This is a genomic window from Pseudomonas sp. BNK-44-b (assembly GCF_047456245.1).
In the GTDB taxonomy this organism is placed as follows: domain Bacteria; phylum Pseudomonadota; class Gammaproteobacteria; order Pseudomonadales; family Pseudomonadaceae; genus Aquipseudomonas; species Aquipseudomonas machongensis.
In genome coordinates this window covers 4,239,363-4,258,082 of sequence record NZ_CP179908.1, presented here as the reverse complement: position 1 = coordinate 4,258,082, position 18,720 = coordinate 4,239,363, and the positions used below count along the sequence as shown (strand labels likewise).

20 protein-coding genes are annotated in these 18,720 nt (G+C 64.6%); 17 read left to right on the top strand and 3 right to left on the bottom strand.

All coding sequences use genetic code 11. The features are described from left to right. Window positions 1-6: 6 nt before the first annotated feature. The 11 genes from ACMGGG_RS19580 (at window position 7) to ACMGGG_RS19530 (ending at window position 11,093) form a co-directional block, all read left to right on the top strand. A complete protein-coding gene (locus ACMGGG_RS19580) occupies window positions 7-741 on the top strand; it encodes an HAD family hydrolase (RefSeq protein WP_063546094.1) in 735 nt (244 codons plus the stop codon). Next, window positions 738-1,439 (top strand): SDR family oxidoreductase, encoded by a 702-nt coding sequence (locus ACMGGG_RS19575; RefSeq protein WP_063546093.1) that lies wholly within the window; start codon window positions 738-740, stop codon window positions 1,437-1,439. Before ACMGGG_RS19580 ends, ACMGGG_RS19575 begins: the two co-directional genes overlap by 4 nt. A 14-nt stretch (window positions 1,440-1,453) precedes the next feature. Next, a complete protein-coding gene (locus ACMGGG_RS19570) occupies window positions 1,454-2,182 on the top strand; it encodes an SDR family oxidoreductase (protein ID WP_414154244.1) in 729 nt (242 codons plus the stop codon). After that, window positions 2,179-3,174 (top strand): hypothetical protein, encoded by a 996-nt coding sequence (locus ACMGGG_RS19565; RefSeq protein WP_414154243.1) that lies wholly within the window; start codon window positions 2,179-2,181, stop codon window positions 3,172-3,174. Before ACMGGG_RS19570 ends, ACMGGG_RS19565 begins: the two co-directional genes overlap by 4 nt. A 104-nt stretch (window positions 3,175-3,278) precedes the next feature. Further along, window positions 3,279-4,598: a lysine N(6)-hydroxylase/L-ornithine N(5)-oxygenase family protein gene (locus tag ACMGGG_RS19560; RefSeq protein WP_112899149.1), complete on the top strand. Its 1,320-nt coding sequence runs from the start codon at window positions 3,279-3,281 to the stop codon at window positions 4,596-4,598. Continuing rightward, window positions 4,582-5,646, top strand: coding sequence for an NAD(P)/FAD-dependent oxidoreductase (locus ACMGGG_RS19555; protein ID WP_063546089.1), 1,065 nt, complete (start codon window positions 4,582-4,584; stop codon window positions 5,644-5,646). Before ACMGGG_RS19560 ends, ACMGGG_RS19555 begins: the two co-directional genes overlap by 17 nt. Window positions 5,647-5,656: 10 nt before the next feature. Beyond that, window positions 5,657-7,660, top strand: a complete 2,004-nt coding sequence (locus tag ACMGGG_RS19550) for a class I tRNA ligase family protein (RefSeq protein WP_414154242.1) — start codon at window positions 5,657-5,659, stop codon at window positions 7,658-7,660. After that, complete coding sequence (locus ACMGGG_RS19545) at window positions 7,661-8,476, top strand: ABC transporter substrate-binding protein (RefSeq protein ID WP_414154241.1); 816 nt, start codon at window positions 7,661-7,663, stop codon at window positions 8,474-8,476. Between the two features lie 2 nt (window positions 8,477-8,478). After that, window positions 8,479-9,858 carry a pyridoxal phosphate-dependent decarboxylase family protein gene (locus ACMGGG_RS19540; protein ID WP_414154240.1) on the top strand — a complete coding sequence of 460 codons (1,380 nt, stop codon included), beginning with the start codon at window positions 8,479-8,481 and terminating at the stop codon, window positions 9,856-9,858. An 81-nt stretch (window positions 9,859-9,939) separates the two neighbouring features. Further along, window positions 9,940-10,503 carry a GNAT family N-acetyltransferase gene (locus ACMGGG_RS19535; protein WP_063546086.1) on the top strand — a complete coding sequence of 188 codons (564 nt, stop codon included), beginning with the start codon at window positions 9,940-9,942 and terminating at the stop codon, window positions 10,501-10,503. Window positions 10,504-10,553: 50 nt separating this feature from the next. Next, window positions 10,554-11,093 carry a hypothetical protein gene (locus tag ACMGGG_RS19530; RefSeq protein ID WP_054892522.1) on the top strand — a complete coding sequence of 180 codons (540 nt, stop codon included), beginning with the start codon at window positions 10,554-10,556 and terminating at the stop codon, window positions 11,091-11,093. A gap of 10 nt (window positions 11,094-11,103) precedes the next feature. Here ACMGGG_RS19530 and ACMGGG_RS19525 read toward each other — a convergent pair whose 3' ends face one another. Then, window positions 11,104-11,583, bottom strand: coding sequence for a DMT family transporter (locus ACMGGG_RS19525; protein ID WP_054892523.1), 480 nt, complete (start codon window positions 11,581-11,583; stop codon window positions 11,104-11,106). A gap of 90 nt (window positions 11,584-11,673) precedes the next feature. On the opposite strand from ACMGGG_RS19525, the gene ACMGGG_RS19520 reads away from it, so the two are divergent. Both ACMGGG_RS19520 and ACMGGG_RS19515 read left to right on the top strand, forming a co-directional pair. Next, window positions 11,674-12,591 carry a LysR family transcriptional regulator gene (locus ACMGGG_RS19520; RefSeq protein ID WP_063546085.1) on the top strand — a complete coding sequence of 306 codons (918 nt, stop codon included), beginning with the start codon at window positions 11,674-11,676 and terminating at the stop codon, window positions 12,589-12,591. 87 nt (window positions 12,592-12,678) lie between these two features. Beyond that, on the top strand, window positions 12,679-13,068 hold the full coding sequence (locus ACMGGG_RS19515; protein WP_063546084.1) for a lysozyme inhibitor LprI family protein: 390 nt from the start codon (window positions 12,679-12,681) through the stop codon (window positions 13,066-13,068). Between the two features lie 157 nt (window positions 13,069-13,225). Here ACMGGG_RS19515 and mnmH read toward each other — a convergent pair whose 3' ends face one another. Both mnmH and selD read right to left on the bottom strand, forming a co-directional pair. Next, window positions 13,226-14,329 (bottom strand): tRNA 2-selenouridine(34) synthase MnmH, encoded by a 1,104-nt coding sequence (gene mnmH, locus ACMGGG_RS19510; protein ID WP_414154239.1) that lies wholly within the window; start codon window positions 14,327-14,329, stop codon window positions 13,226-13,228. Further along, a complete protein-coding gene (gene selD / locus ACMGGG_RS19505) occupies window positions 14,329-15,363 on the bottom strand; it encodes a selenide, water dikinase SelD (RefSeq protein WP_125931442.1) in 1,035 nt (344 codons plus the stop codon). The genes mnmH and selD overlap by 1 nt, the downstream gene beginning before the upstream one ends. 124 nt (window positions 15,364-15,487) lie before the next feature. Between selD and ACMGGG_RS19500 the strand changes: the two genes are divergently transcribed. Genes ACMGGG_RS19500 through phnE form a run of 4 tightly spaced genes read left to right on the top strand, consistent with a single transcriptional unit; the run spans window position 15,488 to window position 18,718 of the window. Continuing rightward, complete coding sequence (locus ACMGGG_RS19500) at window positions 15,488-16,342, top strand: putative selenate ABC transporter substrate-binding protein (RefSeq protein WP_112899140.1); 855 nt, start codon at window positions 15,488-15,490, stop codon at window positions 16,340-16,342. Beyond that, window positions 16,339-17,133, top strand: coding sequence for a phosphonate ABC transporter ATP-binding protein (locus ACMGGG_RS19495; protein ID WP_112899139.1), 795 nt, complete (start codon window positions 16,339-16,341; stop codon window positions 17,131-17,133). The genes ACMGGG_RS19500 and ACMGGG_RS19495 overlap by 4 nt, the downstream gene beginning before the upstream one ends. Beyond that, the gene (locus tag ACMGGG_RS19490; RefSeq protein WP_063546079.1) at window positions 17,127-17,954 is read left to right on the top strand and encodes a PhnE/PtxC family ABC transporter permease; all 828 of its coding nucleotides are present in this window, start codon (window positions 17,127-17,129) and stop codon (window positions 17,952-17,954) included. The genes ACMGGG_RS19495 and ACMGGG_RS19490 overlap by 7 nt, the downstream gene beginning before the upstream one ends. Beyond that, window positions 17,951-18,718, top strand: a complete 768-nt coding sequence (gene phnE, locus ACMGGG_RS19485) for a phosphonate ABC transporter, permease protein PhnE (protein ID WP_112899138.1) — start codon at window positions 17,951-17,953, stop codon at window positions 18,716-18,718. The genes ACMGGG_RS19490 and phnE overlap by 4 nt, the downstream gene beginning before the upstream one ends. Window positions 18,719-18,720: the final 2 nt, after the last annotated feature.

Sequence of the window (18,720 nt, the reverse complement as noted above, 5' to 3'; positions counted from 1 at the left end):
CGGGCCATGCGAATCAATCAGGCCAGGCTGGGTGACAGGCTGGCAGGCAGCAAACTCGTGTTCTTCGACTGCGATGGTGTGTTGCTGGACTCCAACGGTGTGAAGCTGGCGGCCGTCGAACACGCCCTGGCCGCCTATCCGTCGGCACTGCGCGAGCGCTGCAAGGTCAGTTTCAAGCTCAACTTCGGGCGTTCGCGGCGTTGGCACTTCGAGGCTTTCGAGTCATTGGCCGGCACGGCCGCCGAAGCGGACTTCGTCAGCACCAGCATTGCCCGTTACGAGCACTACCTGCAACAACACTACAGCGCGGCGCCACCGGTGGCCGGTGCCGCAACGCTGTTGCAGCAACTGGCGGACTGCGCGGTGAAATGCGTGGTGATCAGCGGTGGCAATGAAAAGGAAATCAATCTGGCGCTGGCAGCCAACGGCATGGACCACTATCTGGCGCGCATCATCGGCTCCCCGGTGGCCAAGGCAGCAGCGATCCGCACATTGCTTGAACAGTACGACTGCACACCCGGCGAAACGGTGTTTCTCGGTGACGCGATCGCCGATGCCGAAGCTGCCATCGTCTGCAATGTGCCGTTTCTGTTTGTCAGTGGCCACGCCCTGGTCAAGCGTGATGCCCTGAGCCAGTGCTGGCCCGTCGGGCATTGGGCGGGGGAGGTCGAGAACCTGCAGCCGGATGCACCGATCACGCGCTTCAATCTTGTCGCACAGACTATCCAGGAGGACTCATGAGCGACCATCGACATCGGCCATTACGCATCGTCGTCACTGGCGTCAGCCGTGGGCTGGGCAAAGCTCTCAGCCAGGCGCTGGCGTCCCGTGGACACCAGGTCTTCGGCTGTCAGCTGTCGGCCGAGGCGCAGTCTGCATCCACTGACAATCCGGCGCTGTTCAACGCCTCGGTGACCGAGGCTCACGAGATGCGCGAGTTCGCCAGGACTGTCATGCGTGACGGCGGGGTGGACATCGTGGTGTGCAACGCCGGGGTCATCAACCCACGGCAACCGGCCTGGGAAATCGCCGAGCAGGAATGGGCACGGGTACTGGATGTGAACGTGCTGGGTGTGGTCAATACGATGCATGCCTTCCTGCCGATGATGCTCGACCGCGGCCAGGGCTTGTTCATCGCCATCAGCTCCGGCTGGGGGCGTTCGGCCTCTTGGGGGTTGGGGCCGTATTGCGCGAGCAAGTTCGCTGTAGAAGGGTTGATCGGTTCACTCGCTGCAGACCTGCCCAACGGTGTGAACGCCATCGCTCTGGATCCGGGTAACGGGGTCAATACCCAGATGCTCTCGGTGTGCTTGCCTGATGAACACCAAAACTATATCGCACCGCAGTTGTGGGCCGAACATGCTGCCGACTACATCGTCGGGCAGCTTTACCAGGAAAATGCCTCAGGTAGCCGCACGGTTCCACATCCGGGCCTTTGACAGGAGTCGCAACGATGCTGAAAGACAAACGTGTGGTGGTCACCGGTGGTGGCCGTGACTTTGGACAGGCCGTGTCGGTCTGGCTGTCCCGCGAGGGCGCCCATGTCGACCTGTGCGCGCGCCAGTTGCAAAGCGCTCAGGCCACCTGCGAGATCATCCAGGGCGAGGGTGGCTCGGCGCGTGCGTATGCCTGTGATATCGCCGATCCTGCCTCGGTACGGGACTTCGTCCAAGCGCTGCAAGCCGATGCGCGACCTGTGGATATCCTGGTGCTCAGCGCTGCGCAGTGGCTTGAAGGCCCGCTCGGCGAGGATGACAGCGACGAGGACATTGTCAGCACCATCAATTCCGGGCTCACCGGCTCGATCACCCTGACGCGTGCGTTGCTGCCAAGCCTGCGACGTTCTGCTGCGGCAGATATCGTGGCCATGGTATCGGTGTGCGGTGTGCCACAGTTCACCAATTCGGTGGCGCATCCGGCGTTCTTTGCCGCCAAGCATGGCCTGAGCGGCTTCTGCCTGAACATGACCCACCATCTGGCTGCCGAGAACATCCGCGTCACCGGATTCTATCCGCCAGACTTCGAGGTGACCGGACTCGAGGAAACGGTTGATCCTGCCGGTCGGTTGCTCAATGGCCGCTCCATCTGGGAAACCATGCGCTTCGTGCTGACCCAGCCGCGCAACTGCCATATCGACGCCGTGCACTTTCGCGGCCCGACCCGTGCGGAACTGGGCGAATGAAACCGGCCTACGATTCGCCTGCGCGCGCCGCGTACCGGCTGGCCAGCGATGACCTGCAACTGCGTGAGGTGATGCCGGAAAATATCGAAGCCGGGTACTTTCGCGCCGATTGCGACCCTGCGGTGTTCTACGACAAGTGCGAGCAGTATCGCGCGCTCAGTCGTCTCGACCCAGGGCTGGCGTTCAGCGCTCAGGTGCTTGGCTCCTGCGCCGAGCTGTCGGGATATACGCAAGGCGATTGGGTCGTGCGTCCGGCGATTTCACCGCACTCTCGGGGCTGCGCCGTGTTGCTGGGCGAGCACGGCATCGCGGCTACCGAAGCGGTGTTGCAGGTTATGCCAGGGCCTTTGCTGGTCCACCGCCATGAAGCCGGTTACACGGTGTTCATCAATGGGGTACTGGAGGAAGGGCAATTCCAGGTCAGTGACGCGTGGCGTTGCCACACCCAGGACTGGCTGGCGCGGCGCATTCTCACCGCGGTAACCAGTTTGCCCCCCGCTGCCTTGCCTGCTGATCTGGTGCCGCGTCTAGCGCGGCTGGCCTCTGGCCTGGGCCTGCTGTACGGGCCACTGCACGCTGAAGTGGTGATCACTGCGCAGGGGCCGCGTCTGGTCAAGCTGGCGCCACGGCTGGCCAGTACGCCACTACCTGAGCTATGCCAGCTTGGCGGTTGGCCCAGCCAGCAGGATCTCTGGCAGAAGCGCCCGGTAGTTGACGTCGCGAGCGCTGCGCAGGCGGTGGCCGACTACTCGTTCGTGATCACCCGGCCTGGGCGTGTCCTGGCGATGCGTTTCGATCAACAGGTGCGGGCGCTGTCGAGCTTCAGCCACTATTTCCTGGCGCCGCCGACAGGCCAGTGGGTGCAGACCACCACCGACGGTACCACCTATGGCTGCACGGTGTTCCTGCGTAACAGCAGCGCCGAGGCATTGGAGGCAGATATCGCGCAGCTTCAGGCGCTCAACCTGACGGACGCCTTCGTCTTCGGCTAGCCCTCAACCGTTCAGGCAAAACCAACCGGCCCCCGGGACTGTCATCGCGTAATGACCTTCCCGTGGCCTCGCTCAGCCCGAAATTCTGTAGACAGGGAGTTCACATGAGTTTTGCAACAGACTTGGCCAGAAGCCCTTGCGAGCGCAAGGTTCACGATGTGGTGGGCATCGGGTTCGGCCCTTCGAACATCGCACTCGCCATCGCACTCCAGGAAATGGCACCGCAACTGGATGTCGCGTTCGTCGACAGCGCCCCCGGCTTTGCCTGGCACAAAGGCATGCTGTTCAAGAATGCGACGATGCAGGTGTCCTTCCTCAAGGATCTGGTCAGCTTCCGCAACCCGCGCAGCCACTTCACCTTTGTCAATTACCTGCACAGCAAGGGCAGGATTGCAGCGTTCTGCAACCGCAAGGACTTCTTCCCTGCCCGCGTGGAGTTCCATGACTATCTGAGCTGGTGCGCGGCCGAGTTCAGTGATCAGGTGTACTACGGGCACCAGGTGATACGCATCGTCGAAGGCGGTGTCAGCGACGACGGTGCAGCACTGTTGCGCATCGAGATGCGCGTAGGTGATACCACCACCTCGCTGCTGACCCGGTCCGTGGTGCACTCTCTGGGGTTGGAGCCGCGCTTGCCGGAAGGCCTGCACGCCGACGCACGCATTACCCATGTTCATCATTTGCTGAAGCACTTGCAGGAAACCCCGCCCAAGGCTGACGGGCATTGTGTAGTAGTCGGAGGAGGGCAAAGCGCCGCCGAGGCGGTGGAGTACCTGCTGGAGACCTACCCATCGTTGCGGGTGACAGCAATCCTCGGTCGCTACGGCTATACGCCTGCCGACGACAGCCCCTTCGTCAACCAGATCTTCGACGCCGACGCCGTCGACGATTTCCATGCCGCGCCACCCCACGTGCGCCAGCATGTCCTGCGAGTCCACGCCTCTACCAATTACGCCGCCGTGGACCTGGCGCTGATCGAGAAGCTCTACCGGCAGTGGTATGACGATGAAGTCACCGGCCAGCAACGCCTGGTGCTGGAGCGTCTGAGTCGTTTCCAGATGGCGAGCACTCATGGGAATGAGCTGCAAGTGACGTTCAGCCGACAGCTCAGTGGTGAGGTGCAGAGCATCGCCTGCGACTACCTGATCTGCGCAACGGGATTTCGCCCACGCAACATCGCCGACCTGCTGTGCAGCGGGCTTGCCGCGCGATTGATCAAGGACGAAGGCGGCGCCTGGCTGTCGCGCCACTATCGGCTGACCTTCAAGGGTGAAGCGGCGCCGCTGCTTTACTCCACCGGCATTGCCGAGTCTTCGCATGGCCTGAGCGCCACATTGATTTCCAACATGGCCATTCGCGCGGGCGAAATTGTCGACGACCTGTGTGCCAGCCTGACGCGGAGGCAGTATGAGCAAGCCGTTTGACGTGATCATCGTCGGCGCCGGGATCATCGGCGCCACCTGTTTCAAGATCTTCGGCGATATGGGCAAGCGCTGCCTTCTGATCGACGAGAAGCCGCTGGGGTGCGGCATCACCGGCGCTTCCGGGTGTATCGTGCGGGTCGCTCACAGTCACGCAGCAGCCACTGCTGCTGCGGCGCAGGGGTATCACTTCTACCGGCAGTTGGCGGACACGGCGCAGGTGCCATTCGCCCGCACCGGCTACCTGCATTTCGCCGAGCCCGCAGCCCTGGCGCGCATGCACGACTGGCTCACCGAGCACGACGTGCCTGCCGAGCTGGTCGGGCCAGAGCAACTGGCGGCGCATTATCCAGGCTTTGCGATCAGCGCCGAGCAAGCGCTGTTTGAACCGGGCTCGGGCTATATGCAGGCACGTCCTACCCTGGAATACCTGGTCGGCGCGGGGATTGCCAACGGTGGTGTCTACCGTGATGCCGTGCGCGTGCAGGGCCTGAACCTCGATGGCGCCGGGGGACGGGTAGTCGGCGTGCAGACCACTGCCGGCGAGCATGCAGCCACGCATGTGGTGCTGGCGATGGGGAACGCGACTGCAGAATTTGTGCAGACGCAGTTCGGGCAGGCGTTTGGCCTGTGGAACCAGCACATCCAGGTCACCCGTTTCAAAGGTGAGGCAGCATTGCTGACGGCGCCGTGCTTTATCGACGACGAGCACGATCTGAACGGCCGTTGGTGCCCGCTGACCCAGGGGTTCTATGTGGGCCATCCTACTGGGCAGCGGGTACCGGCCAGCCACGCCTACGCCCCGGCCGATCCTGCGCATGTGCAGCGTACCCGCGAGCGCGGCCAACTGCGTTTCCCGTGGTTACGCCATGCCCAGATGGATGGCGCGTTGTGCCACAGCGACTGCTACAGCACCCAACCGATCGCCGTGCTCGGCCAGCAGCCTGGCCTGCCGGATGGGGTATTGCTGGCCTCAGGCTTCAGCGGCGGTGGCTTCAAGATGGCGCCTTACGCTGCCATGACCCTCGCTCGTGAAATCACTCAAGGATAGAGAGACGACCGTGAAGAAGATCAACATGTTTTCCCCTGCCAAGCGCTTCTACAATGTCCACGCCCGTGCCGTCGAGTTGCCAGGCTCGAACCTCAACCTGATGGGTTGTACCTTGGCGCCAGGCGAGCAGAGCCAGGCGCACAATCATTTCGAAGATGAAATCTTCGTGTTCACCGCCGGGCATGGCGTTGTGCGTACCGCGAACGAATCGCTGCAAGTAACCGCGGGTGACGCCGTTCATTGCCAGCGCTTCGAATCGCACACCGTGCACAACCTCAGTGAAGACGCACCCCTGCAGTTTCACTCGCTGTACTGGGATGCCGGTACCGCGAACCCGGTGGCCGTGCAGCCTGTGCGCGACACACTGATTTTCGCCACTCCTCCCACGCCCAATGGCGACCTGCACCTTGGCCATCTCAGCGGCCCCTATGTTGCGGGCGACGTGCTCAAGCGCGTTCTGGCAGGTGCAGGGGCAAAGGCGTTCTATGGCAGTGGCCGGGATGACAACCAGACCTATGTGGTCACCTGCGCGGCGAAGGAAGGCCGCACAGCCGTCGACTGCGCCGAGCACTATGCCGAAGCGATCCGCCACACCTGGGGCATGTTCGGCATCGACATGGACCTTTTCATCACCCCGGACAACCAGGGTGCCTATGCCGATTTCGTGCATCAGTACGTGCAACGCCTGCATGACAAAGGCCTGATCTATGCCAAGGACACCCCGGTATTCGTCGACGACCGCGGTGATGCCTTGCACGAGGCGTTCATTCATGGCGGCTGCCCGCATTGCGGCGAGAGCAGCGATGGCAACGCCTGCGAAGCCTGTGGCCGGCCTAACCAGTGCGTCGACCTGTCCCAGCCACGGGTCAAGCGCGATGGTCGCCAGCCCCAGCTGAAGATCGAGCCGCGCCTGTTCTTCCGCCTGAGCGCGCTGGCCGATGAACTGGCCCAGTATGTACAGACGGCGAGCATGCCGGCACATGTCTATCAGCTGTGCCATTCCATGCTTGTCCAGGGCCTGCCCGATATCTGCATCAGCCACCGCAGCGACTGGGGTATACGGCACCGCCTGCCAGGGTTCCAGGACCAGATCCTGTATGTGTGGTTCGAAATGGCCTTCGGTTACCTGTGGGCTGCCGGCGAGTTGCCGGTCGCCGGCCAGGATCGTTTGGCGCGAGCCGCCCAGTGCTATTCGGGGGCGATGGATATCGTTCACTGCTATGGCTTCGACAACGCCTACTACCACACGCTGTTGTTCCCCGCGGTGTATCTGGCGCTGGGGCTCACACCGCCGGGTCATCACGTGGTCAACGAACTGCTTGACCTCGATGGCAGCAAGTTCTCTACCAGCCGTCGCCACCTGATCTGGGGCAAGGACTTCCTGGCCGAGGCGGGGCGCGACTACGCCCGCATGGCGCTGATGCTGACCCGTCCCGAGGGTGTTCGCAGCGACTTCACCGTGGCCCGGATCAGCGAGCGGATCAACACCTTGTTCGCCCAGCAGTTGTCCGGCTGGACCGAGAGCCTGCAGCGCAGCCTGGCGCGACAGGCAGGCAAGGTGCCGGAGCCGGGTGCCTGGTTGGCAGACCACAAGGCCTACTACGACGAACTGTGCCAATGGATGCAGAGCTATCGCCAGGCGGCGTCGCTCGACAGCTTCTCGCCACGGCGCATGGCCGAGCAAGTGGCCCAGGTGATCGACCGTGTGGCGCGTTTCGGCCTGGCCCAGGTCTACCTGGTGGATACAGGGCAGGGGCCTTGGTCCAATCATGCCCGCACTGCTGTGGCGCTTCAGGCCTTGACTGCACGTTGGCTGGCCCATGCGCTGGCGCCGTTGGCACCTGACCTCGCCCAGCAGTTGGCCGAATGGCTCGGCCTGGAAGCCCCTGAGCAGGATGCCGCCAAGGCTTGCGCATTCTTCGATGCAACCCAGGTGCTCCCCTGCCAAGGTGGCTTGCGGCTACCGACGATGTGCGCCAAGACGCTGGAACGGTTGATGCCGGAGCGTGCCTGAGTGGAACAGGTCGGCATAGTAGGTCCATTCACCGGCCCGCGTGCGGCCTATGGTCGGTGGTTGCGCCGGGCCGCCAGTGGCACGACGCTGCGAGTGTGCTGGGCGGACGATGGCGCCGATCCGGCCTTGGCGTTGGTCGCTGCCCTGCGTTTGCTGGAGGCCGGTGTGAGTGCGGTGGTCGGGCATTTCAACAGCGAGTGCGCGCGCGTCGCGGGTGCCTTGTATCAGGCGGCGGGCGTGCCCTTGTTGCTGCCCGCCGCCACGGCGCCAGACCTGTGTCAGGCCGTCGGTGCGTACCGGCTGTGTGCAAGCGAGAGGCAGCAGGTCGCAGCGATGCTGGAGTACCTTGCCAGTGCATCAGGGTACCTCGAAGAGGTCTGGTCGGATGGCTCGGTCTACGGCGAGCGCCTGGCACAGTCGCTGCGGGCTGGCGTTGGTCAGGTGCCGCAGCCGCGCGCCGGGCCGCCGATCCATGCGTTGATGGGCTCACACGTCAAGGTTGCACAGCAGATCCGCCTACATGGCCGCTCCGACACTCTGTACCTGCTGCCTGACGACTGTGTGATCGATGAGTTCGATGTGCTGCTCGAGGGCTACGAGTTGTCGACGCTGTGCCCACACGCTACTCCGGACTTCGGCACGTGCGTACGCCTGGCGCTCGGTCACGTCGAGACCGCCATCGCCCAGGGACGAAGCGTTGCCGAGTACCTGCGCAGCCACCCCGACTTCCAGGGCGGCGAGCACCGGCATGCCGGTTTTACCCTGGTGCGGCGCGATTATCGAAGCGCCGCCTCTCTGCTTACAAGGATGTCCTGAACATGCGCGCACCAACCCCCGCACTGCCCGGCATCGGCGACGCCGGCCTGACGCATGAATCGCTTGAGCTGATGCTGGAGGCGATGCGTCAGGCGCTGCTCGGCCAGCGTGCGCCGATGGCGGCACCCGCCTCGGCTGCGACCCTGCAAACCCAGGTCGGTGCCTGCATCACGGCACAGGGCCTCGGCTTGCAGGCATCGCTGAAGCTCTTCACTGAAGTGCTCAGCCGTCAGGGTGTGCCCACTGATCACCCAGGTTATCTGGCCTACATCGGCTCGGCGCCGACACCGGAAGCGGCATTGATGGATGGGCTGCTGTCGGCCAGCGGCATGATTGGCTCGGGCTGGCTGGGCGGGGCGGGTTTGATCTGGGCCGAGAACCAGGCCCTGCGCTGGCTGGCCGATCTTGCCGGTTTGCCTGCCCAGGCCGCAGGCTGCTTCGTCAGTGGCGGAACGGCCGGCAACTTCTCTGCGCTGGTTGCGGCTCGGCAACGCTATCGGGCACGGGGAGGAGGGCGTGACGGAGTGTTGCTGGCCACCGAGGGCGCGCATTCTTCCATCGTCGTGAGTGCCGGCCTGCTGGACCTCGAGGTGGTGACAGTGGCCGCCGATGCGCTTGGCCGGATGACTGCCGCGAACTTGGCGCAGTCCTTGGCCGCACTGGCCGCCGAGGGGCGTTCTGAACACGTGGTGGCGGTGGTGGCGGTGGCGGGCTCGACCAATACCGGGCAGATCGACGAGCTGTCAGGGATTGGGCGCATCGCACGCCAGCAGCAGATATGGTTGCATGTGGACGCGGCCTACGGCGGAGCATTTCTCTGCGCTGCGAGTGTGCGGGAGCGCTTTCAGGGGATCGAGCTCGCCGACTCGCTGATTATCGATCCGCACAAGGGCCTGTTCGTCCCCTACGACTGTTGTGCGTTGCTGTACGCCGCGCCCGAGGAGGTGCCCGCCGCCTTTACCCAGGATGCCGTGTACCTTGACCGGATCAACGCTTCGCAAGCCTGCAACCCGATGCACTACGCGTTTCATCTGTCCCGGCGCGCCCGGGGGGTACCGCTTTGGTTTTCGTTGGCAGTACATGGTACCCGTGCTTATCAGGACACCCTGGAGCAGGTCCTGGCCCTCACCGAGCGGTTGCGGGCGTGTATCGCCGAGCATCCACGACTGGAGTTGATCGAGGCGTCAGGGCTGAGTGTCATCCTGTTTAGGCGTCTGGGCTGGCAGGCACCGGACTACGACGATTGGGCGCAACGGTGCTTGCAGGAGGGAATTGCCCTGGTGGTGCCAAGTGAGTGGCAGGGGCAGACAGTCATGCGCCTGTGCGTTATGAACCCGCGACTCGAGGAGGCACGCTGGACACGACTGCTGGCGATGCTCTAGCCCGTCGGGAGCGACTGTTCCATCCTTGACGCTGACGCTAGACTAACGTGTTGATCTACATCTGTGCGAAGGAGCCCTGGTGTGACCCACCCCCGCAGTTTCCCCAGCGACCTGTGCCTGGACAGCCCGCGCCTGCAGCTGCGCCCCATGCGTCACGGCGATGCCGCGCAGTGGCTGACGATCATGGCTGATCCTGAGGTCATGCGTTTCTGGCACCACGCCCCTTGGCAGGAACTGGCCGAGGCCGAAAGCGCCCTGGCCGCCGACCGCGAAGCCTATGCCGCCGGCAATCTGCTCAAGCTCGGCATGTACCGTCGCGACAACGGCGAACTGATCGGCATGGTCCAGTTGTTCAATCTCGATGACGATTCGCGTCGCGGCGAGATCGGCTACTGCCTGGCCAAGGCGGTGCAAGGCCGGGGTTACATGGACGAGGCGCTGACCTGCTTCATCGACTACCTGGCCCATACCCTGCACATGCGCCGCCTGGAGGCGGAGATCGACCCGCGCAACCAAGGCTCGGCGCGCACCCTGGAGCGCCAGGGCTTCGTCCTCGAAGGCACCTTGCGTGCCCGTTGGTGCGTGGCGGGCGAGTTGTCCGACTCGGGGATCTACGGGTTGTTGCTGGAACCGCCTGTCGTCTGAGGCGCGGGTGCGGTAAGGTCGGGGTTTCGCCCGATCCGATGGAGCTCCGGTTGCCAGCCTACTACATCAGCATCAGCCTGCTGCTTTACCTGCTTGGCCTGTTTTTCGATGGCGCCCTGATGGGCGCCGAGCAGCATATGCCTGCTTTGCAGATGCTGCTCTACGGCCCCTGGGGCGTGGCATTCGAGCTGTATCAGTGGTTCGCCAACCCCCTGCTGGCGCTGGCGATCCTGAGCCATCGGCGCTTGCGGCGGCTGTCGCTGCTGTTCGGCCTGCTGGCGCTATATCTGGCGGCAAGCAGCCTCGGCGTTGAGCGGCTGCCCGACAACCGCAGCTACGCGTTCCACGATGTCACAGGTTTCGGGGCCGGGTTCTACCTGTGGTCGCTGTCGATCCTGACTTTCTGCGCAGGTCAGGCCTGGTGGTGCTGGAAGGCCCGCAAGGCCGACGACATGCCGGGTTGGAACTGGCTGGACGTGGCCCTGATCGCAGCGCTCGGCGTGATGCTGTATGCCGCCACGCAAATGCCCTCGCTGCGCTTCGAGGTGGATCAGGTGCTGATGCCGCCCGAGCCTGCACACAGCCTGTAGCGGTCTGGGCTCAGGCGCTGCGTGCCGTGCCCCACTGCACCACCAGCATGCCCCCAACGATCATCGCCACCCCCAACAGCCGTGGCAGGTTCACGGGTTTCTCCGGCAGGCCCATCAAGCCGAACTGGTCGATCAGCAACGACGACAGCACCTGTCCGGCGATCACGCAGACGATGAACCCCGCCGCGCCCAGGCGTGGCGTCAGCACCAACGCGGCGGTGATGTAGATCACCCCGGCGACGCCCCCCAGCCAGGCCCACCAGGGTGCCTGGGCCAGGTTCTGCAGCTGTGGCATGGGCGCGCGCATCAGCAGCAGCGCCGGCACCAGCATCATCAGGCTGACCAGCAGCGAAACCCCCGCTGCCCACAACGGGTGCCCGAGCAAGCGCCCCAATGCGGCATTGCTGCCAGCCTGAAAAGGCACCGCCGCCCCGGCGAGCAGGGCGATGAGCAAGGGAAGGGTGGCAGACAAGGCAATGACCTTGGGCATGGCGTGAACTCCTGTGGATAACCTTGGCCCAGTCTCCTGTATGCGCTTAAATGATGGAAATTCGAATTCTGCACAGGCTTTATTCGTCATATGGATGATTTGCGTCGCATCGACCTCAACCTGCTGCTGACCCTGCATGCACTGCTCAGCGAGCAGCACGTGTCCCGCGCAGCTATCCGACTGCACCGCAGCCAGCCGGCGGTGAGCCATGCCTTGGCGCAACTGCGCGATATCTTCGCCGACCCGCTGCTGGTGCGTCGTGGCGCACGCCTGGTGCTCAGCCCCCGCGCGCAGGCCCTGCGCGACCCATTGCAGCAGGCACTGGCGCAGCTCGACGGGCTGCTGGGCAGCCCGGGGTTCGAGCCGGGCAGGGCGCGCCGCACCTTTCGCCTGGCGATGTCCGACTACGGCGCCCAGGTGGTCCTCCCTGCGCTGATGCGCGAGTTGCGCAGCGTGGCGCCGCAGATCGATCTGGTCATCTCCCAGGGCAGCCGCGAAGCGATGCTCGGGCAGTTGATCGACGGGGAGGTCGACCTGGCGCTTGGGGTGTTCCCCGAGTTGCCCTCGGAGATCCATGAGCAGGGTTTGTTCGACGAGTCGTTCGTCTGCGTGGCCGATCGCGGCACCTTGCCGGTGCGCGGCAACCTGACCCTCGACGCCTGGCTGGCGCGTCCGCATGTGCTGGTGGCAGTACGCCCCGGTATCGACAACGAGATCGACCAGGCACTCAAGGCCCTCGGCGTCCGTCGGCGCATTGCCCTCACGCTCCCGCATTGGGGGGTGGCCCAGACCGTGCTGGCCGGGACCGATCTGGTGTTGACCGTGGCCCGGCGCAGCCTGGCAGCAAGCCCGCCAGACAAGGCCCTGCGCGTATTCGAGCCGCCGCTGCCGATCAGCGCGTTCAGCTTTGCCCAGGCCTGGCATGCCCGGCGCGAGGGCGATGCTGGGCATCAGTGGTTGCGCGAGCTGATCCTTGCCCATTGTCGGGGCTGGCATTCGCGCGCGTAGGACAGGTCCGATTTCACAGGGTCACAGGGGCCATGCGGCGCACTTGCTGCTAGGCTGGCAATCTTTCCGATCAGAGGGTTCTCTTCGATGTTCAAGCATTCCCTGGCAGCCGTCGTTGCCGCGCTGATGTTCGTCTCGCAGGCCCAGGCCGACGAGAACTCCCCCACCTATACCAAATGCATGGACAAGGCCTCCAGCACCGTTGCGATGAGCGCCTGCATCAAGGATGAAACCAAGCTGCAGGACGACCGCCTCAACCGTGTCTACAAGCAGTTGCTCGGCAAGCTCGATGCGCCGCAGCAGAAAAGCCTGCGTGAAGTGCAGCGCGACTGGATCAGCTTTCGTGACAAGAACTGCAAGTTCCATGTCCAGGCCAGCGGCGGGACCATGGCGCAACTCGAAGGCGGCATGTGCGTACTGGACATGACCCGCGAGCGCGCCGCGGAGCTGGAGCGGATTCTCAGCCCCGGACAGTGAACGGTCTCGAACCCTGTAGGAGCGGGCTTGCCCGCGAAAAATACACCGCGCTGCCTGGCACGGGCTACGCCCGTGTTCGCGGGACAAGTCGCAGCGGCGAACCGCTGCTCCTAGAGGTACCGCACCGGCAAAGCCGGTGCCATGCCCCACGAGGCGATCAGCGCCGGCGCAGCGCCCGTGCTTTCAAGTACTCCCGCACCTCGAGTGCATCACCGGCAAACTCGATCCTGCCCGACTTCGCCTCACGCTGGTACGCATACATCGGGTCGTAGTACTCGTTCAGCAAACCCTCGATCCAGCCTCGGTGCAGGTCCACCTCACCGCTGTGCATCTGCACCTGCAGCGCCTGCTCCAGCAGCCCATACAGCCGCTGGAAGCGTTCGCCCCCCAGACGCTTGTGGATATTGCCCATGCTCTGACGCAGGCGCTCGGCAAACAGGCGGCGCCCATCCTCTTCGCCATGCAGGGCAATGAATTCGGCACACAGGTTGATCACGTAGTCACGCAGGATGCGCTCGACGCGATTGGCAAAACTGTCCTCCAACCACACCAGCGGATACTGCTGCATGCCTTGGTACAGCGCCAGCGGCACCGAGCAGCTGCCGACCATCCGCCCCTCGTCCTCCAGCACGAACTGCTGCACGCCACGCGCGCGTTTTTTCAGCACATCGATGGCCAGGCGGTTCTCGAAATCGATCGGTGCCGGTTGCACGGTGGCGCGCTTGCCGAAGCTGGAGCCGCGGTGGTTGGCGTGGCCTTCGAGGTCGAGCACGTTGTCCAGTTGCAGCAGCACGTCGGTCTTGCCGGTGCCGGTCAGGCCGCCCAGCAGCACGAAGTCACATTGCTCGACTGCCTGTTGGGTGGTGTCCATCAGGAAGGTCCGCAGGGCCTTGTAACCGCCTTTGACCCGCGGATAGTCGATGCCCACGTCTTTCAGCCAGCCCTGGACGATCTGCGAGCGCAGGCCGCCACGAAAACAGTAAAGATACCCCTGGGGATGGGCCTGGGCGAATGCGGCCCAGGCCTCCAGGCGCGCCTGCTTGACCGCGCCGCTGACCAGTTGGTGCCCCAGGGCGATGGCTGCGCTTTGGCCCTGGTGCTTGTAGCAGGTGCCAACCTTCTGCCGCTCCTGGTCGTTCATCAGCGGCAGGTTGATGGCGCTGGGGAAGGCGCCCTTGGCAAACTCGACCGGTGCGCGCATGTCCATCATCGGCGCATCGTCGAGGAACAGCTGTTTGAAGTCGGTGCAGTCGGGGCGCATCAAATCACCTCGACTGCGTAGGTCTGTCGCTCGACCAGCGTGCCGATCGGCGCCAGATCCAGGCCCAGTTCAGCGGCGACCGCCAGAAACTCCGCCTGGCCCTCGGGGCTCACGGCTACCAGCAGGCCACCGCTGGTCTGCGGGTCGCACAGCAGGTGCTTCTGTTCATCGCTCAGGGCACCGATCTTGTGGCCATAGCTTTCGTGGTTGCGCAGGGTACCGCCGGGGATGCAGCCCTCGGCCAGGTAGTGCTCGACACCCGGCAGGCGCGGTACTGCATCGAACTGCAGACGTGCGGTGAGGCCGCTGCCTTCGGCGACTTCCACCAGATGGCCGAGCAGGCCGAAGCCGGTCACGTCGGTCATGGCCTTGACCCCGTCGAGCTTGCCGAAGCGGCTGCCGGGTGTGTTCAGGGTGCACATCCAGTCGCGCGCCAGGCCTTGGTCCTGTTCACGCAGCTTGGATTTTTTCTCGGCGGTAGTGAGGATGCCGATACCCAATGGCTTGGTCAGGTACAGCGTGCAGCCGACGGTCGCGGTGTCGTTGCGCTTGAGATTGCGCTTGCCGACCACGCCGGTCACCGCGAGGCCGAAGATCGGCTCGGGCGCATCGATGGAGTGGCCGCCGGCCAGTGGAATGCCCGCTTCGGCGCAGACCGCACGGCCACCACGGATCACCTCGCGGGCAACTTCAGGCGGCAATACGTTGACTGGCCAGCCGAGGATGGCGATGGCCATCAGCGGGTCGCCGCCCATGGCGTAGATATCGCTGATGGCGTTGGTCGCGGCGATACGGCCGAAGTCGTACGGATCGTCGACGATGGGCATGAAGAAGTCGGTGGTCGAGACCACCCCACGCTCGTCGTCCAGGGCGTACACGGCAGCGTCGTCACGCGAGGCGTTGCCGACCCAGAGCTTGGGGTCCAGCGCCTGGCTGCCGCTTTCGGCGAGGATCACATCCAGCACCTTGGGGGAGATCTTGCAGCCACAGCCTGCGCCGTGGCTGTACTGGGTCAGGCGAATCGGCTCGCTCATAGGTACCTCGGGGTCCAATTGTTGCGCGATTGTAGCAAAGCTGGCCTTTGCGCCATCGGCTCTTATAATTCCCGCAGTCGGTGCGTCGCCGGCACTTTCCCCGCTATTGAACCGGAGAACTCCCATGCTCAAACGCCCCTTGGCGCTCGCCGCCGGCCTCGTGCTGTCCTGCTGCGCCGTCATCGCACAGGCCGCCGACACTTTGCGGGTCAGCGCTATTCCCGACGAAGCGCCGACCGAACTGCTGCGCAAGTTCAAGCCGCTGGGTGAATACCTCGAGCAGCAACTGGGCATGAAGGTGCAGTTCGTACCGGTCGCCGACTACCCGGCGGTGGTCGAGTCGCTGGCCAGCAATCGCCTGGACCTTGCCTGGCTGGGTGGCTTTACCTTCGTCCAGGTGCACCTGAAGGACCCGACCGCCACACCGCTGGTGCAGCGCGAGCAGGACGCGCAGTTCACCAGCAAGTTCATCACCGCCAACCCGGATGTGAAGAGCCTGGCCGACCTCAAGGGCAAGACCTTTGCCTTCGGTTCGATTTCCTCGACCTCCGGCAGCCTGATGCCGCGCTATTTCATGCTCAAGCAAGACAACATCAAGCCTGAGGGCTACTTCAGTCGGGTTGCCTATTCCGGTGCGCACGACGCCACCGTGGCCTGGGTTCAGGCGGGCAAGGTCGATGCCGGCGTACTCAACGCCAGTGTCTGGCAGAAGCTGGTCGATGCGGGCAAGGTCGATACCAGCAAGGTGAAAGTGTTCGCCACCACGCCGACCTACTACGACTACAACTGGACCGTGCGCGGCAACATGGACCCGGCCCTGAAAGACAAGATCAAGCAGGCCTTCCTCGCCCTCGACCCGGCCAAGCCTGAGCACAAGGCGATCCTCGACCTGCAAGCGGCCAGCCGCTTCATCGAGACCAAACCCGAAAACTACGCCGGCACCGAACAGGCTGCCCGTGAGGCCGGCTTGCTCAAGTGAGTATTCAACTGCACGCGGCAGGGCTTCGGCACGGCCAGGTACGCGCCCTCGAAGACGTGAGCCTGCGCATCGACAAGGGCGAGCGGGTGGCGGTGATCGGGCCGTCGGGGGCGGGCAAGTCCAGCCTGCTGCACCTGATGGCCACGGCCGTGCAGCCCGGCGCCGGGCATCTGGAATTGCTGGGTGAACAGCCCTGGGTGCTGTCGGCGGGCGAGCGGCAACGCTTGCGGGCGCGGGTCGCGCTGGTGCACCAGGCACCGCCGTTGCCGCCGCGCCAGCGGGTGGTCACCGCCGTATTGGCCGGGCGTCTTGGCCAGTGGGGCACCTTGCGCGGCCTGCTCAATCTGCTGCACCCCAGCGATGTGCCGGGCGCGCGACAGGTGCTGGCGGAGCTGGGGCTGGCCGACAAGCTGTTCGTGCAGTGCGGGCAGCTGTCCGGTGGCCAGTTGCAAAGGGTGGGTATCGCCCGTGCGCTGTACCAGCAACCTGAAGTATTGCTGGCCGACGAACCGGTCTCGGCGATGGACCCGGTGCTGGCTGATCACAGCCTGGCCCTGCTCAATCGCCACGCGCAAACCCATGGCGTGACACTGGTCGCCAGCCTGCATGCGGTGGAGCTGGCGCTCGCGCATTTTCCCCGGGTGATTGGTATCCGCGAAGGGCGTGTGGTGTTCGATTGCTCGGCAGCGGCGGTGACCGATGCCTTGCTCGACGCCCTCTACGCCAATGAGCAACTGGCGTCGCCGAAGACCGTGGGGCCGACGCTGACGGTGCAGATTCCGCGATGCTGAAGACCGATGCCCGCGACCCAGCGGCGCTGCCACGCCTGTTGCTGACCCTGTTGTGCCTGGCTCTGTTGTGGCCGGGGTTGCAGTTGAGCGAACTCGACCCCGGGGTGCTGTTGCAAGCCGAGAACCGTCGACAGATGGCGAGCTTCGTAGGCGCCTTCTGGCCGCCTGCCCATGATCGGGAGTTTCTGGCGTTGCTGTTCGAAGCCACCCTGCAGACGCTTGCCGTGGCCACTGCCGGCATGACCCTGGCATTGCTGCTGGCCATCCCTGCCAGCCTGCTGGGCAGCCGGGCATTGTCGTTAAGGGCGGCATCCCGCGCCGGTCGCCCGGGGCCTTGGTCGCGGCTGGTGCGCATGCCGGTACGCGGCCTGCTGGTGTTCCTACGCAGCGTGCCGGAAATCGTCTGGGCACTGTTGTTCGTGCGCGCCGTGGGGCTGGGGCCGACGGCGGGGGTACTGGCCATCGCCATCACCTACAGCGGCATGCTTGGCAAGGTCTATGCCGAAATTTTTGAGTCGGTGGACCAGCGCCCGGCCCATGCCTTGATGCAGGCCGGCAGCGGGCGGCTGAGTGCGTTCTGCTATGGCATCCTGCCGGTGGCGGCGGCGGAGGTTGTGTCTTACACGGTCTACCGCTGGGAATGCGCGGTGCGAGCTTCGGTGGTGATGGGCTTTGTCGGTGCCGGTGGGCTGGGGCAGCAGATCGACCTGTCGATGCGCATGTTCGCTGGCGCCGAGGTGGCGAGCATGCTGCTGGCGTTTCTCGTACTGGTGACCCTGGCCGATGTGTTGAGCCGCGTGTTGCGCGGGAGGCTGACATGAACCGGGCGATCAACCTGCTGGTGATCGTCGCCATCGTTGCGGCGGTGGTGTCGTCGTTCGCCTACCTGGAACTCGATCTTGCGTCGGTCATCGGCAATGGTGGCCTGGCGCAGATGGGCGAGTACGCCTCGCGTTTCCTGAGCCCCGACCTTTCTTCCGAGCACCTGCGTGCGGTGGCGCGTGGTGCGCTGGAGACCCTCGCCATGTCCGGGCTGGGCACCTTGCTGGCGATGCTGCTCGGCCTGCTGTTGGCATTGCCTGCGGCCGGGCGCTTCGGCTGGCCGCTACAGGGTGCGGCGCGCTTGCTGCTCAATGCCCTGCGGGCTATTCCTGAGCTGGTGTGGGCGGCCTTGACCGTGCTGGCAGCCGGGCTCGGGCCCAATGCCGGCACCCTGGCCCTGGCGCTGCACACCGCAGGCGTGCTGGGGCGCCTGTTTGCCGAGGCGCTGGAGAATGCACCCGCAGAGCCGGCGGCGGCGATTCGTTTACAGGGCGGGAGCCAGGTCGCGGCGTTCTGCTTTGGCACCTTGCCCAATCTGTGGCCGCAGTTGCTGGCCTACAGCCTGTATCGCTGGGAGAACAACATCCGCATGGCCAGTGTGCTGGGCTTCGTCGGCGCGGGCGGGCTGGGGCAGATGCTCTACACCACCCTCAGCCTGTTCCAGGAAGCCCAGGCCAGTACGGTGATCATCGGCATGCTGGTGCTGGTGTTGCTGGTGGATGCCTTCAGTGATGTGTTGCGCCAGCGCTATGTGCGGGCGTAGGT